Origin of the sequence: Xanthomonas campestris pv. badrii, assembly GCF_012848175.1 — a bacterium.
Taxonomy (GTDB): Bacteria; Pseudomonadota; Gammaproteobacteria; order Xanthomonadales; family Xanthomonadaceae; genus Xanthomonas; species Xanthomonas campestris_C.
Genome location: NZ_CP051651.1, coordinates 2739036 through 2754250, shown reverse-complemented (window position 1 = coordinate 2754250; position 15215 = coordinate 2739036). Strand labels below are relative to the sequence as shown.

The following is a 15215-nucleotide window of genomic DNA, read 5'->3' as shown; positions in this document are numbered from 1 at the left end:
CAGGCTTGGCACGCGTGCCGGCTGGCCGTGCTTACGCCAGTTCGGCAGCACCGGGCATGTTCGCGCGCAGCCGCTGCGCATCGCGTGCCGGCGGCTTGCCGAGGATGCGCGCGTAGTCGCGGCTGAACTGCGAGGCGCTTTCGTAGCCGACCCGGAAGCCTGCATCGGCGGCGGTCAGCGCCTCGGCCACCATCAGGCGGCGGGCTTCATGCACGCGCAGCTGCGAGCGGTATTCCAGCGGCGTCATCGAGGTCACCGCCTTGAAATGCGCATGGAAGGTGGAACGGCTCATCGCCGACAGATCGGCGATCTGCTCGATGCTGAAGCGCTGCGCATAGTGTTCGCGCAACCATACGATGGCCTTGGAGATCTGGTTGAGCCGGCTGTCGGCGATCGCCATCTGGCGTACCACCGCGTTGGCGGGGGCGGCCATCAGGCGATACAGCAGCTCGCGTGTCACCAGCGGGGCCAATGCGGCGATCTCGTGCGGTTGGTCGAGCAGGCGCGCCAGCCGCACCGCGGTGTCCTGCAGCTGCGGCGTGCTGCGGTTGAGCAATAGCCCGGCCGGCGCGGCGTCGCGCTGGTGTTCGGTGAGTTCGGGATGCTGGATGGCCAGCTCGCTGAGGATTGCCGTGTCCAGGTCCAGGCAGAAGCACAGATAGGGATGCTCGGCACTGGCCTCGACCACCGAGCCGACGATGGGCAGGTCCACCGAGGCCACCAGATACATCTCGGGGTGATAGTGAAAGGCCTGCGCGCCCAGCATCGCCCGTTTGCGCCCTTGCGCCACCAGACACAGCATCGGTGTATAGACGGTGGGAATGGACACCGTCCGGGTGGCACTGCGCATGATCTGCAGCCCGGGAATCGGGGTGGCATGCATCCCGTCGGCCGGCGCATGGCGCAGCAGCAGGGTGCTCAACTCGCTCAGCGAAGACATGCAGAACCCGTCAATGGCATAAGGCGGCCTGGCCGCGATGGGCCGATCGTACAAGAGCGCCGGTCACGCAGCCGCCAAGCGACCAAGCGGCAAGGCGGGCACGCGGCCGGTGTCAGTGACCGGTGTGGCCAGTGCAGTGGCCCGCCGCGGCGATGATAGGGCGCTCACGTTCGGGCCGTATCATGGGCCTCCAGCCAGTGCCTGCAGCGCCCCATGCCCGCCAAATCCTTGATCCTGCCGACGCCGACCAGCCCCGCCGAGTGGAAGAGGCTGGAAGCTGCCGCCACCGCAGAGCTCGCCCGTCGCACGATGCAGGCGCATCAGCAGATCCTGGGGCTGTTGAGCACGCATGGGCATCTGTTGAGCGATGCGCAGCGCCGCAGCCTGCACAAACGGCTGCACCGCGCCGGGCGCTGACGGCTCACGCAGGACCGGTGCGCGCCCGCGATGCTGTCCCCGGTGCGAAACCTCGCCTTGGTTCAACCCGATGCACTCTGCGATGTCATCGCAGTAGTCGTCGGCCAGGCTTATCGCAGCCACACCGTGCAGGTGTGCCTTACGCATCAGAGATCCGTTACACGTGCTGCATTACCCGCTTGCGGTTGCAGCAGCGACGCTGCCATCGCGTATCGAGCGCAGCGCGCTGACCACGGCGCGACAAGATAACGGTCGTGTATGCGGGAACAGTGCAATCGGCGCTAGGTCGCTTGCTCCCACGGCGGTCGCTCGCCCAGGCGCTCCAACAGGAATTCCACGAAGGCGCGTACGCGGGGTGGTTGCAGCGCCTGGGCCACCGATGGTGCTGCTCTTGCCGTCGTAGACCTTCCAGCTGGTGTCCTGCTGCGCAGGGAGCGCAGTGAACCGCATGGCGCGTTCCACTGCTGCGGCACCGTCTAGCAAACCGAATCCGTACCAATTGCTGAAATGGTGGCCCGCTGCATTGGTGATCCAGCCAGGGTCGATCACGGTGCCGTTGTAGCGTGCCTTGGGCTGGTGGGGATCGATCTGGAAGGCAGTGGTGGCAAGAATGTATTTGATATCGCGCAGGGTCAGTTGCGGATCGGCGCTCAGCATCAACGCAGCGACGCCTGCCACTGTCGGTGCGGCAGCAGAGGTGCCATTCATGCGTGCATCGTAATTGCAGGATGCATCGATCTTGGAACGGCCGGTGTCGAGCGCATTTTGCGGTGGGCGCGAGCGCTCGCGGTTGCTGCCCGCGGTGCAGCCGCTCAGATCGGTGGTGAAAAGAACGGCCGTGGCCCCTGTGCATCGAGAAGTCCTTAGAGCTCCTTGAAGGTTTCCGGATGTGCATCGAAGCGGCGCTGAAACCCGAACTCACCCGAGAGCCCGGAGACCGGTTTCATCTCGATGCCTTGTTGAAACGGACGGGATCGAAAGGGACGGGCGGGGGCTTGCTGTCGCCGTGAAGCGCTATAGCGCGCAGGGCCGCGTTGCGTGGATATCCATGCATCAACCGGGCTTGCGCGGCCATCCATGGCAACGACCGCAGACATCACCAAGCCGGAAGCGTTGCGTTCGCGTCAGTGCCCCACAATGCGCAGCTTGAAGTCCTGCAGCACTGCAGTGGCGTTCAGCCCGGTCATGTCAGTGACTTCCAGTGTCCAGCTCCCTTGCGCCCGCTCGTCCAGAAATGCATTGCTGGAGGTCAGGTCGATATAGAACCCGGTCTTGGCATAGGCGCTGGCATCCAGCGCCGAGAACGGCGTAAGCACATAGCTGCGGGTGCCGCTGGGGGACTCGAGCACCACCCGCAGATCGGTCGGTGTGCGATGTGTCGTGGCAAGCGAAAGTTGCACCGCTTCGACCTTCATATCCTGCGTAATGCGGATGCGCTGCTTTGCCGGGCGGGTGGGAGTGCCGATTCGGCTTGCTGCATCGGTGGATGCGCGCCACTGCGTATCGCGCAGTGGGGGTAATGTCTTGAAGTCGATCGCCTTGTAAACAGCGGCTGCGCCGTCGGCCAGGCCGAAGCCATACCAGTTGCTGAAACGGTGCCCCGCCGCATTGGTGATCCAGCCTGGGTCGATCACGCTGCCCTGGTACGTCGCGCGTGGCTGCCATGGATCGACCTGGCGCGCAGTAGTGGCCAGGATGTATTTCACATCGCGGGCGCTGAGGCTGGGATTGGCGCTCAGCATGAGGGCGGCGACGCCGGCCACGGCTGGCGCGGCGGCGGACGTACCGTTGAAGGTGGCGGCGTAATTGCAGGAAGGGTCGAGCTTCGAGGCGCTGGTATCCAATGCGTTCAGTGCAGGCCCGTCGTGGTCGATGTTTGAACCCGCAGCGCAGGTGCTCGGATCGGTCGTGACGATGGCCGGGTCGTAGGCGTAAGGCGCCCGTTCAATGCCAAGATCTTCCGCTGCAGTCGGATAGTAGGCGCGCTGGAATCCAATCAATCCGCCCAGCCCGGACACCCACAGCGCCGAACCGGTCGAGGAATAGACGGCGCGCTTGCCGGTCGCATCGACACTCGCTACCGCTATCGTGCCGGTCAGGTTGTTGAGTAGGTCCTGGTTGCTGAGCCCACAGCCGACGCCAAATCGGCCGGCGCGCTCTCGGCAGACGTTGACGAAGTTGCCTTCCGGATCCGGCGCGTACATGCTGAGGAAGCCGTTTCCGGCCGACTTGACGTAGATCGCCCCCAGCCCGTGCCGGCTGGATTGCATCAACGCATCCCATGCACGCAGATCCTGTGGGCTGGTGTCTTCATAAAACGGTATTGACGAGCCCCAGGAAAAATTGAAGACATCCAATGCTGCGGATTGAGGGCCGTCGCCCCACGCATAGCGAACTGCCGCATACGTCACCACAGACGGATCCGGACCAAAGGCGAAGCCTGCCAACGAGGCTTCCGGCGCAACGCCTCGGCCGCCGCGCCCATTCCAGCCGACGGCCGCAATCACGCCTGCGGTCTGCGTTCCGTGATAATCGTCAGGCACGGTCGGCGTCGGGTCGTTCGAACCGTCGCCGAAATTGTAGGAGCCGTTTGGAATGACGTTCGCCGCAAGGTCCTCGTGCCTGATCTCCACGCTGCTGTCCACGACGCCTACACGCACGCCTCTGCCACGAATGCCAAGGCTGTGCAGGATGTCCACGTCCATATCGACGCCTGCGATTGGCCGACTGTCGCCAATGACATGCTGCCCGCGATTCAAGATGTGCCATTGATACCGCACCAGAGGATCGTCTGCGGTCGTACGCGCAGGCGCAGCAATTGCCACGGAAAGCGGGGCGCCGATCAATTGTGCGCCAATGATCAACAAGCCAAGGCGGTTGCGGACAGCAGTCATGCAGTTATCTCCGGTCGATGATAGGCCCGCGCTGATGGAAGCGCGGGCTTTTCAACGGTGCTGTGTTGACGAACGACGCGCTGTTGCTCGCTGCGCATTTGCGCAAGGGCTGGGCCAAGGCCGCTACATCGGCTGCATCACCGACTGTTGCACTACAAGCGCCGCTTGCGTGCCAGGCGTGTCGGCACGCAACTGACGCAAGGCCTGCTGCGTCTTCTCGATCGACGGATAGGCGATCACTGCACTGTGATCGATCGTCGAGGCGTAGACGATGCGCCCTCCGGAGCTGTTCGCAAGTGCAGTGGCAGCGCTTGGCGTTGTCGCGGTCAGCTTGAGCTGCGGTTGCACGAGCACCACGCGTCCATTGCGTTCGTTCAATGCCGCAGCGATGACGCGTTCCCCAGAGGCCGTCGATGTGGACGCGAGCGTGGAGGCGCTACGCGCGGCACTACCTGACGGAAGCACCACAGCATAAGGGCCGACCCGCGCGGCAACCTTGCCATCGATGTTTGCTGCGCTGCTTGCGCGCACTTTGGCGGCAGACGCCGAAGCCGTAGTGGGCCGGTCGCTAGGCACCGGGTCGGAAATCACCACGCCGGGCAACATACGATAGGTGTCGTTTCCGGACTTGAATCGCTCGCCGGTAGCGGCAGCGCCGAGCGCTTGCGCATCCATGTATTGGCCGGCGTGTGCGAACCCGCCTGCGGTCAAGGAAGCAACGAGTGCCGACGCAAGTAGAGTGCTTTTCATGTCAATGTCCCAGGATGCGAAGTTTGAAGTTCTGAAGTGCCGCGGTGGTCTTAGGCTCGGTCATGTCGGTCACCTCCAGGGTCCACACGCCTTGCGCGCGCTCGTCGAGAAATGCGTTGCTGGAGGTGAAATCGATATAGAACCCGGTCTTCGCATAGGCGGATGGGTCCAGTACCGAGAACGGCGTGACGACATAGCTACGCGTTCCGCTGGGGGATTCCAGCACCACGCGCAAATTGGCCGGAGTGCGATGCGACGTGGCGAGCGACAGCTGCACGCCTTCCACCTTCATGGCCTGGGTGATGCGGATGCGTTGTTTGGCTGGTCGCGCGGGGCCGCCAATCTGGCTCGCGGCAGCAGTGGATGCGACCCATTGGGTATCGCGGACCGGAGGTAGCGGCTTGAAGTACCTCGCTTCATAAACGGCGGCGGCACCATCGGCCAAGCCAAACCCGTACCAGTTGCTGAAATGGTGTCCGGCCGCATTGGTGACCCAGCCTGGGTCGATCACGCTCCCCTGGTAGACCGCAGCAGGCTGCCAGGGATCGACCTGCCGCGCGGTCTTTGCCAGGATATATTTGACCTCGCGCGCGCTCAGGCTCGGGTTGGTGCCCAACATTAGTGCCGCGATGCCGGCGACGGTGGGCGCCGCTGCAGATGTGCCGTTCATGGTTGCGCGGTAGTTGCAGGACGCATCGATCCTGGACTTGCTGCCATCCAGGGCATTTTCGACTATGGGGCTATCAACGTTGCTGCCTGCCGCGCAGCCGCTGAGATCGGTGGTGACGATTGCCGGCGCATAGACGTTCGGGTCCTTGAAGCCGGGATCAAATTTGCGCTGGTGCCCATATTCTCCGCCAAGCCCGGATATCCACAGTGCCGAGCCGGGCGAGGAATACGACGAACGTACGCCCCTTGCATTGACGCTGCCGACCACGATGGTGCCAGCCAGGTTGTTCAACGGGTCGATGTTGGTCAATGTGCAGCCCACATTCAACGCGCGCGTTGCCGCGCTGCACAGATCGACGTCGTTGTCTTCTGCATCGATGCCAGGCATTTCCCCGAACTCGTTGCCTGCCGCCTTGACGTAGACGCCGCCGAGGCCGCCGCGCGTGGAACGCATCAATGTCTGCCAGTGGCGCTGTTCCTCCGGAGAAAAATCGACGTAGAACGTGGAAATACCGCCCCAGCTGTTGTTGAATACATCGATGCTGCGTGCCTCCGGCCCTTCACCCCAGGAATAAAAGATGCCTGCGTCGGTGGCGGACGAGTCCCGCGCAAGAAAATCGAATCCTGCCATCTGGACCTCGGGCGCCACGCCACGTCCGCCGCGGCCGTTCCAGCCAACCGCGCCGATGATGCCGGCCACCGCAGTGCCGTGTTCGTTAAACGGATCGGCGGGCGTGGTGTCGTGGGATCCATCGCCAAAGTTGTACGAACCGTTTGGCAGGATGTTGTCGGCCAGATCTTCATGGCGTAGCTCCAGCCCGTCATCCACCACACCTACCCGCACGCCGCGGCCGCGGATGTTCAAGCCATGCAGGATATCCACGTCCAGGTCCACGCCGGGCACCGGACGGCTGTCGCCGATCACGGCCTGGCCCTGGTTGGAGAGATGCCACTGATAGCGAAACAAGGGGTCGTTGCCCCCGGATTTGGCGATGGCGGTAGTGGCATTGATTGCGTTGCTGGTAACAGCCATGACCGGTGGAGCAGCCAGCGCCGAAAGTGAGGTGCTGGCGATCACCAGGGCGCCGATCGACACTGCGAGGGGTTGCCTGCGAAAAGAGTTCATTCCGTTCGATTCCAGTCAAAGGTAGGCGCGGTCGAAGCGACACGTTCTTCCGTTCGGCCAATCGCACGATCGACCGTTGCAGCTGCGCCATTGCCTCGGGACGCGCCTGTGAAGCCCGAGTCGTTAAAGCCGGAAGATGTATTGCGGTCGAAAAGCCCGGCGCGATCGCCCGGGCCAGGAAACGCTCGTCAGGCAACCTCGCCTGCAGGTGGGTTGCACCAGGGGCCGGCCTCCGCCATGTGGCGATGACGGGGTGCGAAAAGAATCAGTGCGGCAGCGGCAGCGGCAGGAGTCATGTCCGTTTATCCCAGGAGAGCGACACAGCGCATCGCTCCGGCGATGGAGTGGATGCGGTCAGGTGGTGCGTCGGCTCCCCTGTGCGTCTGAACGCAGCCGATGTTGGCGATGCAGCTGCAGCGCCAACGCCTCGATTAAAGATGGGGCACTCATCGCCTGCAAGGCACGCGACGTACGCCATCTGCGTGATACATCGCGCAATCCATGGCTGGCATGCGGATTTACGCGTTGCATGCAAAGTTTTGCGCACAGAGGCTGTCGAAAAAATTTGCAGGAGCGAGCGTATCGATCGAAATAACGCATCGCGATGCGTCGTTCTGCTTCGCCGCGGCGACCGCTGCGAGGCGGTTGCCATCACCTAGCCGCACCGCACACGTCATGCGGAAACTGGCACACCCGCAGCGCAGGGTGTTGCGCAACGAATCAGCGACTGTCGCCGGCGTTTGGCCTACGACAAGAATGCGTGGCCAAGAAGCCAGCGCAAGGCCTGTTGCCAGGCTCCGCGCAGCAGCATTGCGCCGCTGCGCGGGCCAGTCACCTATCGCTCACCAGCGGTAGGCCACCGACATCTGGTATTGCCGTCCGGCAATCGGCCGGCCCATGAACACGCCGCCGGTCGCCGCGCCCGGCACCCGCACATTGCCTTCGGTCAGGCCCAGCGTGTCGGTCACGTTGCTGCCGCTGGCGGTCACTTCCCAATGCTCGCCCACGTGCAGGTTGGCGCCGATATCGAGCATGTCGTAGGAGGGCAGGCGCTGGCTGTTGGCCAGGTCCGCGAAGCGATCGCCGATGTAGGAATAGGTGGCAAATACCTTGAGATCGCCGAATGGCAGCATCCAGTAGTAGCTTGGCGTCAGCCGGAACTGCCGCTTGGGCTGGCGCATCACCTGGTTGCCGGTGAACTCGCGGTAGTTGCGGTAGTTCGCATCCAGCCACACGCCGGTGCCGGCCAGCTCGAAGCCACCGAACGGGCGGATCGCCCCTTCCACTTCCAGGCCGCGTGCGCGTGAGTCGCCCACCGCGGTGAAGTTCTCGCCATTGGCCAGGAACGCCTGGAACGGGGAGTTCTTGAAGGTGTTGTAGAACGCGGTCAGATACAGGTCGTAGCTGCTGGCGCCGGATTTGAGGCCCAGCTCGTATTGGTCCACTTCCTGTACGCGGTTCTGCCCATCGCGCAGATTGTCGAAGCCGGGAAACTTCACCCCGGAGTTGACGCGTGCGAACAGGCTGTTGCTGTCGTCGAGCTTGAAGTTCAGGCCTGCCGTCCACGAAAACGCTTCATCGTCCTGATCGATGCGGCGGGTGGTTGCCAGCGCCAGCGATGTGGCGTTGTCGTAGAGCGTGGCCGGGTTGCCGTCCAGGTCCACCGTGCTGGTGTCGTGCACATTGCCGGTGACGCTCTGGCGCTCGTAGCGTGCGCCCAGGTCCAGCCGCAGGCGTGCGTTGAGGTCCCATTCGTCGGCAACGAAGGCGGCAAGGTTCTCGCCGTCGTAGTTGGCGCGCAGGTTGAAAAACGCAGTGCTGGTGAAGCCCTGGCGCGTCGGCTGGCGGCCGTCGGCAAGATCCACGTCGATGCGGCGCGCGTTGTTCTGCGCGGTGAGCAGCATGGTATTGCCCAGGTACCAGGTGTCGGCGGAGGAATACCTGGCGTAATAGGTGCCCACGGTCAGTGTGTTGCCGCTAAACAACTCGCGGCTCAGGCGCAGATCGTTGGTGACCGAATTCAGGCGCTTGTCCACCGACCACCAGCCTGCTTCCAGCACTTGCTGATTGGGGTCCACCGCGCCGCCGCCGTTGGTGAATCTGCCGCTGCCGGTGGTGCCGTAGCCGGCAATGAAGTCGCTCAACCGCTGCGGTGCGTCGCCGGTGAACAGCGCGTAGGTCGGCGCACTGCCGCTCATCACGTTGAAGCGATCGGCGATGGTCCAGTCGCCGATGTCCCAGTTCAATTCGCCGCCGAACACGTCGATGTTGACGCCACGCCCATCGGCCAGGTCGCGTTGCAGGCTCTGGCCGTTCGGGCCGACCTGCAGCTCCACATTGCGGAAATCGCGGCCGAGCAGGGTGCCGGTTTGCGCGTTCAGGCCGGGAAAGCTGGACAGGTCGTTGCCGTCGTTGCGCGACAGCAGCGGAATGGCGGTATAGAACGCGTTGTTGTCGTCGGTGTGGCGCGCATGGAACGACAGCTCGCCGCTGTCCCAGCGCTTGCTCAAGGTGGCACTGAACTGGCCGCCCTTGTCGGCGGAGAACTGCGGGTCGCGTACGCCGTCGGTCTCGCGAAAGAATCCGCCGACGCTGTAGTACCAGCCATTGCCCATCGGGCCGCTGTTGAACACATCGATGCGGCGTAGCGCGTTGTTGCCGCCGGTCAGGCGCACGCTGCCCTCCGCCTCGTCCTGGCCCTTCTTCTGGATGAAGTTCACGGTGAGCCCGGGTTGGCCGTTGGAGAAGATCGGGCTGGACCCGCCACGCAGCACTTCCATGCGCTCGACGGTGTCATCGACCCGGAACAGCGTGGAATTTTCCAGGAACGACAGCGTGGGTGGCGGAAACAGCGGCGAGCCATCCAGTTGCATGGTCACGAATGGCGCATCGCCTTCGGAGGGCATGCCGCGCACGAAGATATTCGCGCCGGTGCCGCCACCGCTGGGCTCGGCCCACACGCCCGGCACGATCTTCAACAGGTCGGCGGTGCTTTGCGGGACGGCCTGTTGAATCTGCTCCGGACTGGCGGTGGTGATCGAAAAGCTGGCGTCGCGCTTGGCCAGGCCCTTGAAGCGTGCGGTACCGCTGACGATCACGGCATCCAGGGTGGTGGCATCCGGCGTGCCGGAGGCGGCGGGCGATGTCTGGGCACGGCCATCCGGCGCCAGCAGCGCGGCGGCAACGGCGAGCGAAAGGGTGTAACGGGGTGCGGGAAAACGCATGCGCAAGGCTCCTTGTCTCACTGCGAGAGGACTGCCGTGACGCGTGTGGTGGCGCATGGGGCGGCAGGCAGTGCACGCGCAAGTGCGCGCCGCATCGGCGCATCACTGGCGCCCCCTGTCAGCGCATTGCACGGACGTTGTACCGCAGATGCGCCAGCGCGCGTTGTGCGACGCAGCAGCCAGCGGCTGCGCACGCATGCATGTATTGCCTCGCAAGCGCTCGCAGCCGTGCGGGGTGGCGCATGTATCGATATGCACAACCTTGGCGCAGGCGATGACTGCAGCAACTCCAGTGCAGCGACCCAGACGACTGTTCAACCGCCAGGCGGGCGCTGGCGCTGCCAATCATCTGATCTCGTTCTCGTTCTCGTTCTCGTTCTCGTTCTCGTGCGCTGCACCTGCCAGCTGGCGGTTGCGCGCCAGCTGTTGTCAGCCACGCAAAAAACAAGAGGCCGCCCGAAGGCGGCCTCGCTTCTACTCGGCGGGGGAGAGAGACCGCCGTCAGAAGAACAAGCGCACGCCGAACGAGGCGTTGCGGCCAGGAAGCATCACATCGTCCTTGAGGAAGGAGGTGTGCACGCGTGCGTCCTGGTTGGTGAGGTTGTTGCCGTCCAGGAACACTTCCCATGCCGTGCTGCCGTGGTCCATGTGATAGGCCAGGTGCGCGTCGACAAAGGTATAGCCGTCGGTCGGGGTTTCGTTCACCGCTACCTTGTCCTGCTTCATGGTGCGGGTGGCGCCGATCGAGGCGCGCCACTGGTCGGCATTCCAGCGCATCTGCGCACCGAAGCGGCCCGGTGCGATGCGCGGCAGGTTGCCGCCGTCGCTCAGGCGCGCACGCACGGTGTCGCCGAACACGCGCAGATCCCAGGCGCCGGTGTCGTTGTTGGCCAGGTGGAAGGTCGCTTCGCCTTCGAAGCCGTGGAAGATCGCATCGGCCTGCGTCCACTGGCGGATCGGCAGGAAGTCGTTGTCTTCTTCGTTGAACCACTGGCCGCCGGTGTCGACGATGTAGACGAAGTCGTCGTAGCGGTTGTAGTACGCCGCCACCTTGGCATCCACCCATTCGTTCTGGAAGTTCAGGCCCAGCTCGGCCTGGTTGGCCTTTTCGGTCTTCAGATCGGCACCGCCGATCTCGAAGGCGAGGGTGGCGATGTGCGGGCCATTGGCGAACAGTTCCTCTTCGGCCGGTGCACGTTCGGCGTGGTCCAGGTTGGCGGTCAGGCGCCACTGCTCGTTGAAGCGGAAACCGCCGCTGGCCGAGAAGCTGGTCGGGGTGAAATCGCGGTCCGCACCGGTGTCGGTCTTGTACTTGACCTTGTCCACGCGTGCGCCGACCTCGGCGCTCACCCGTTCCCAGCTATTGCGCGCCACGGCGAAGGCGCCAAGCGAGCGGGTATCGGTCTTGGGCACGAAGGATTCTTCGCCGATCGCCTGGAAGGTGGAGTCGCTGCCCTGCAGGCCGAACGCGGTCTGCCAGCCGCCGCCGAAGGTGAAGGATGCTTCCACGCGGCCTTCGTTGGCGCGCTTGGTGAACACGGTGCCCACTTCGTCGCCTTCGAACTCGGTATGCGCGTAATCGGTGTGGCCGAAGCTGTAGCGCAGCGCGCTGCCTTCGCCCCACGGATCGGTCAGCCCGCCCTTGAGGTCGTAGCGGTCCTGCTGCAGCTTCAACGACACCCCGCGCTCGCCGATGGACGGGTCACCCGGTTCGCCCGGATTGCCGTAGTTGTCGCGGAAGCGCGAGGCCGACACGCCGACGAACCCCCAGTCGCCGGACAGCGATGCACCGATCGACCCCACCTTGGAATCGATCCAGCTATTGAGCTGGCGGCCCTGCGGGGTGTCGTAGTCGTTCTGGTTGCGGTACACGCCATCGGCATGGATCGACAAGCCGCTGCCGTTGCCGGCATCGACGCGGAACATGTCGGTATTGCCGTCCTTGTCGCCGCCGTCGAAACGCACTTCGGCGCGCCCGCTGAAGCCGTCCACCGGCGTTTCGGCGATGCGGCCATCGACCACGTTGACCACGCCGCCGATCGCTCCGGAGCCATACAGCAGGGTGGACGGACCCTTGAGCACTTCGATCTGGTTGGCCAGGAACGGCTCGATCGCCGGCGAATGGTCCTGGCTGACGGTGGACACGTCCTGGGTGGACAGGCCATCGCGCAGCACCGCCACGCGCGGGCCGTCCAGGCCGCGGATGATCGGCCGGCCCACGCCGGGGCCGAAGTTGGAACTCTGCACGCCCGGCAGGCTGGCCACGGTTTCGCCCAGGCTCTCGCTGCGCACTTCGTCCAGCCGCTCGCCGGCCAGCACCTCGACCGGGCGGCTCAACTCGCCGGCCGCATCGCGCAGCGGGCTGGCGGTGACCACCACCTTGTCCAGGTCCTTGATGTGGCGTCCGCTGGACGGCGTGGCGTCATGGCGAGTATCGGACGACGGCGGGGTCTGCGGGTCGGCAACGGCCGGGGCGTCTTCGGCCATGGCCAGCGCAGGTGTCAGCAGGCTGGCCAGCGCCAGGGACAGGGTGGAGCGGCGCAAGGAGATAGCGAGGGAGGGGGACATGTCGACCGGGCTCTCTGAATTGTTACTATATATCAATAGGATGGCGCAGCTTGCCTGCTGTGCCGACGGCAAGGCCCGTCCTGCGCGATGCAGTGGTGCGGGCCTGGAACAAGCAAGATGTTATATTATTCCACGTTGCCGCGAGCACCTGCTGGAAGTCATGCCTCTGCCCACACTTCGCCATTTGCTGGACCGCTTCGGTGCGACCGGGTCGCTGTTGTGCGCCGTGCACTGCGCGGTGTTGCCGCTGGTGCTGGCCCTGGCCCCGTCGCTGGGATTGTCGTTCTGGCTGGGCGACGGGGTCGAACAGGCGATCGTCGTCTTCGTGACCCTGCTGGGGCTTTTCAGCCTGGTGTTGGGGTATCGCCGCCATAAGGCGCTACATGCGCTGGCGTTGCTGCTGCCGGGCCTGGCGCTGCTGTGGCTGGGCCTGTTGTACGACCCGTTGCACCACTCGGTGGTGCCGCACGCGGTGGTGATGACGCTGGGTGGCGTCTTGGTAGGGATCGCGCACCTGGTCAATCTGCGCCTGAATCACGGGCATGGGCACGTCCACGACGCGAGCTGCGCGCACTGACGATGCGCCGACAGGCAGCTGCGCGATGGTTGCAGTCAGCGACTCAGAAGCCTGTTTCATGCCAGCGCCAGGCCGGCCCGTTCGCTGGCCGCCGGGCACCGCCGATGGTGGATCTGCTCCAGAGGCGACTGGTTCACAGCCTGGCAGGCCCCCACCGCTGCGCGGTCCCGGGCCGACGTGGTAGGCTTGCCGGCCTTGCGCGAGGGCGCCGCTCGGTGCAAACCTCGCCAGACCTGTGCCAGCACGGGAATTTGTATTCACATTCAGGAGTCGACGAAATGGGTAAGGGTGACCGTAAGACCGCCAAGGGCAAGCGCTACAACGCCAGCTACGGCAATGCGCGTTCGCACGCGGTGAGCAAGGTTGTCGTGGGTGCAGCTGCCCCGGTTGCCAAGAAGGGCGTGGTCAAGGCGCCGGCCAAGAAGGCTGTTGCCAAGAAGACCGTCGCCAAGGCCAGCTGACCCCAGCCCGCTGTGCGATCTGAAAACGCGGCGCTTGCGCCGCGTTTTTTTATGTCCGGTGTCAGCGCAACAGGCTGTCGGTCTGCCTGTTGATGTGACGCTGGTCCGCGCGGACCAAGTGGCGCGTCACCGCCATCGGTAGCGGCTGCAAATCAAGGCAAGACACTCAACGGTGGCTTGCGCCATGGGATCCATCGGCGTTGTCCGTGATGGATCGGAGACAGCCTGCGCGCCTCGATGGTGCAACGTCTCTAGTGCGCTGTGTTCGCCGCCGGTGCGGTGTTCTTCGCCGCTGGGGTCAGCAACTGCTCGGCCAGCCCACGATAGATCGGCGTTTTGCACACCAGCCCCGATACCGCGCGTGCAATCAACACGGTGGCCAGGATCGGCAGCAGCATCTGGCTGGTGTCGGTGAGCTCCAGCGAGATCACCGCCGAGGTCAGCGGTGCCTGGGTCACGCCGGTGAGATAGGCGCACATGCCCAGCAGCACGAAGGTGCGCGGGTCCACGCCCGGCATCAGCACCGACAGGTTGTGGCCGATGCCGGCACCCACCGCCAGCGCCGGCGAGAACAGGCCGCCCGGAATGCCGGCCAGGTACGAGACCAGATTGGCGAGCAGCTTCATCAGGCCGAATTCGTGGCCGACCACGGCATGCCCCTGCACCAGGCTGCGCGCCTGCTCGTAGCCGGTACCGAAGGCGCCTTGCCCGAACACCACCGCCAGCCCGACCAGGGCGACGCCGCACAACGCGGCCAGCAGCACCGGATGCCGTTGGCGCAGTGCACCCAACCAGCGCGGTTTGCCGCTGACGCTGGCCAGTACCAGCCGCGCGATGATGCCGCCGAGCAGGCCGGCCACACTGCCGCATAAGGCAATCGCCACCCATGCACGGCCCAACGGCAGCGCCACCGCCACCTTGCCGAAATACGTGTAGCTGCCCAGCAGGCCCAGCGACACCACGCCACCGACGATTACCGCGGTGAGCAAGGTGCCGGAGAAGCGGTGCTCGAAGCGCCCGCTCAGTTCTTCGATCGCAAAGACCACGCCGGCCAGCGGGGTGTTGAATGCCGCCGCGATGCCGGCCGCACCGCCGGCCAGCAAAAAGTGCGAGAGCTCGCGCGGATCATGGAAGCCGAACCAGCGCCCGAACACATGCATCAGGCTGGCGCCCACATGCACGGTGGGGCCTTCGCGGCCCACCGAGGCGCCGCCCAGCAGCGACAGGGTGGTCAAGGCGAGCTTGCCGACCGAGACGCGCAGCGACAGGTTGCTGTCGCGAAATGCCGGGTCCGGATGCTCCAGCGCAGCGATGACCTGCGGAATGCCGCTGCCGCGGGTGGGCCGCAAGGCGCCGGAGGTGAGCCAGGCGAGCAGGGCGAAGATGCCCGGGGTCAGCAGCAGCGCCCACCAGATCGAGTGAGCGATGATGCGCTGGAACAGGTGGAAGGCGGCATCGCTGGCCTTGGCGAACACGATGGCGACAAGGGCCACCGCGATCGCGCCGCCCCACAGTGCGGCACGGCGACGCCAGCCTTGGCTGGACAACAACGGCCGCAGGCGACGCGGCAATGGGTCGGGAGCAGACAT

General features: G+C 64.8%; 10 protein-coding genes and 1 pseudogene. 3 read left to right on the top strand and 8 right to left on the bottom strand.

Annotated elements, in window-relative coordinates; genetic code table 11:
• Nucleotides 1-31: 31 nt before the first annotated feature.
• Nucleotides 32-940, bottom strand: coding sequence for an AraC family transcriptional regulator (locus HG421_RS11620; RefSeq protein ID WP_169706506.1), 909 nt, complete (start codon nt 938-940; stop codon nt 32-34).
• Between the two features lie 213 nt (nt 941-1153).
• Between HG421_RS11620 and HG421_RS11615 the strand changes: the two genes are divergently transcribed.
• Nucleotides 1154-1357 (top strand): hypothetical protein, encoded by a 204-nt coding sequence (locus HG421_RS11615; RefSeq protein WP_169706505.1) that lies wholly within the window; start codon nt 1154-1156, stop codon nt 1355-1357.
• Between the two features lie 363 nt (nt 1358-1720).
• Here the strand turns inward: HG421_RS11615 and HG421_RS11610 are convergent.
• The 6 genes and pseudogenes from HG421_RS11610 to HG421_RS11585 form a co-directional block, all read right to left on the bottom strand.
• Nucleotides 1721-2295: pseudogene (locus tag HG421_RS11610) on the bottom strand (S8 family serine peptidase); the annotation flags it as partial.
• A 186-nt stretch (nt 2296-2481) separates the two neighbouring features.
• Entirely contained in the window at nt 2482-4251 is a 1770-nt protein-coding gene (locus tag HG421_RS11605) for a S8 family peptidase (protein WP_169706504.1), read from the bottom strand.
• 123 nt (nt 4252-4374) lie between these two features.
• Entirely contained in the window at nt 4375-5001 is a 627-nt protein-coding gene (locus HG421_RS11600; protein ID WP_169706503.1) for a hypothetical protein, read from the bottom strand.
• A gap of 1 nt (nt 5002) precedes the next feature.
• Complete coding sequence (locus HG421_RS11595) at nt 5003-6796, bottom strand: S8 family serine peptidase (protein ID WP_169706502.1); 1794 nt, start codon at nt 6794-6796, stop codon at nt 5003-5005.
• A gap of 842 nt (nt 6797-7638) precedes the next feature.
• Entirely contained in the window at nt 7639-10020 is a 2382-nt protein-coding gene (locus HG421_RS11590; protein WP_169706501.1) for a TonB-dependent receptor, read from the bottom strand.
• Nucleotides 10021-10521: 501 nt separating this feature from the next.
• Nucleotides 10522-12588 (bottom strand): TonB-dependent receptor, encoded by a 2067-nt coding sequence (locus HG421_RS11585; protein WP_169706500.1) that lies wholly within the window; start codon nt 12586-12588, stop codon nt 10522-10524.
• Nucleotides 12589-12748: 160 nt separating this feature from the next.
• Here HG421_RS11585 and HG421_RS11580 point away from each other — a divergent pair, with 160 nt between their 5' ends.
• On the top strand, nt 12749-13165 hold the full coding sequence (locus HG421_RS11580) for a MerC domain-containing protein (protein WP_169708170.1): 417 nt from the start codon (nt 12749-12751) through the stop codon (nt 13163-13165).
• 278 nt (nt 13166-13443) lie between these two features.
• A complete protein-coding gene (locus HG421_RS11575) occupies nt 13444-13626 on the top strand; it encodes a 30S ribosomal protein THX (RefSeq protein ID WP_169706499.1) in 183 nt (60 codons plus the stop codon).
• 251 nt (nt 13627-13877) lie between these two features.
• Here HG421_RS11575 and HG421_RS11570 read toward each other — a convergent pair whose 3' ends face one another.
• On the bottom strand, nt 13878-15215 hold the full coding sequence (locus tag HG421_RS11570; protein ID WP_169706498.1) for a chloride channel protein: 1338 nt from the start codon (nt 15213-15215) through the stop codon (nt 13878-13880).

Excerpts from the sequence above, each read along its gene's own strand:
- HG421_RS11620 (WP_169706506.1), bottom strand. The coding sequence starts at position 940 with ATGTCTTCGCTGAGCGAGTTGAGCACCCTGCTGCTGCGCCATGCGCCG.
- HG421_RS11615 (WP_169706505.1), top strand. The coding sequence starts at position 1,154 with ATGCCCGCCAAATCCTTGATCCTGCCGACGCCGACCAGCCCCGCCGAG.
- HG421_RS11605 (WP_169706504.1), bottom strand. The coding sequence starts at position 4,251 with ATGACTGCTGTCCGCAACCGCCTTGGCTTGTTGATCATTGGCGCACAA.
- HG421_RS11600 (WP_169706503.1), bottom strand. The coding sequence starts at position 5,001 with ATGAAAAGCACTCTACTTGCGTCGGCACTCGTTGCTTCCTTGACCGCA.
- HG421_RS11595 (WP_169706502.1), bottom strand. The coding sequence starts at position 6,796 with ATGAACTCTTTTCGCAGGCAACCCCTCGCAGTGTCGATCGGCGCCCTG.
- HG421_RS11590 (WP_169706501.1), bottom strand. The coding sequence starts at position 10,020 with ATGCGTTTTCCCGCACCCCGTTACACCCTTTCGCTCGCCGTTGCCGCC.
- HG421_RS11585 (WP_169706500.1), bottom strand. The coding sequence starts at position 12,588 with ATGTCCCCCTCCCTCGCTATCTCCTTGCGCCGCTCCACCCTGTCCCTG.
- HG421_RS11580 (WP_169708170.1), top strand. The coding sequence starts at position 12,749 with ATGCCTCTGCCCACACTTCGCCATTTGCTGGACCGCTTCGGTGCGACC.
- HG421_RS11575 (WP_169706499.1), top strand. The coding sequence starts at position 13,444 with ATGGGTAAGGGTGACCGTAAGACCGCCAAGGGCAAGCGCTACAACGCC.
- HG421_RS11570 (WP_169706498.1), bottom strand. The coding sequence starts at position 15,215 with ATGTCTGCTCCCGACCCATTGCCGCGTCGCCTGCGGCCGTTGTTGTCC.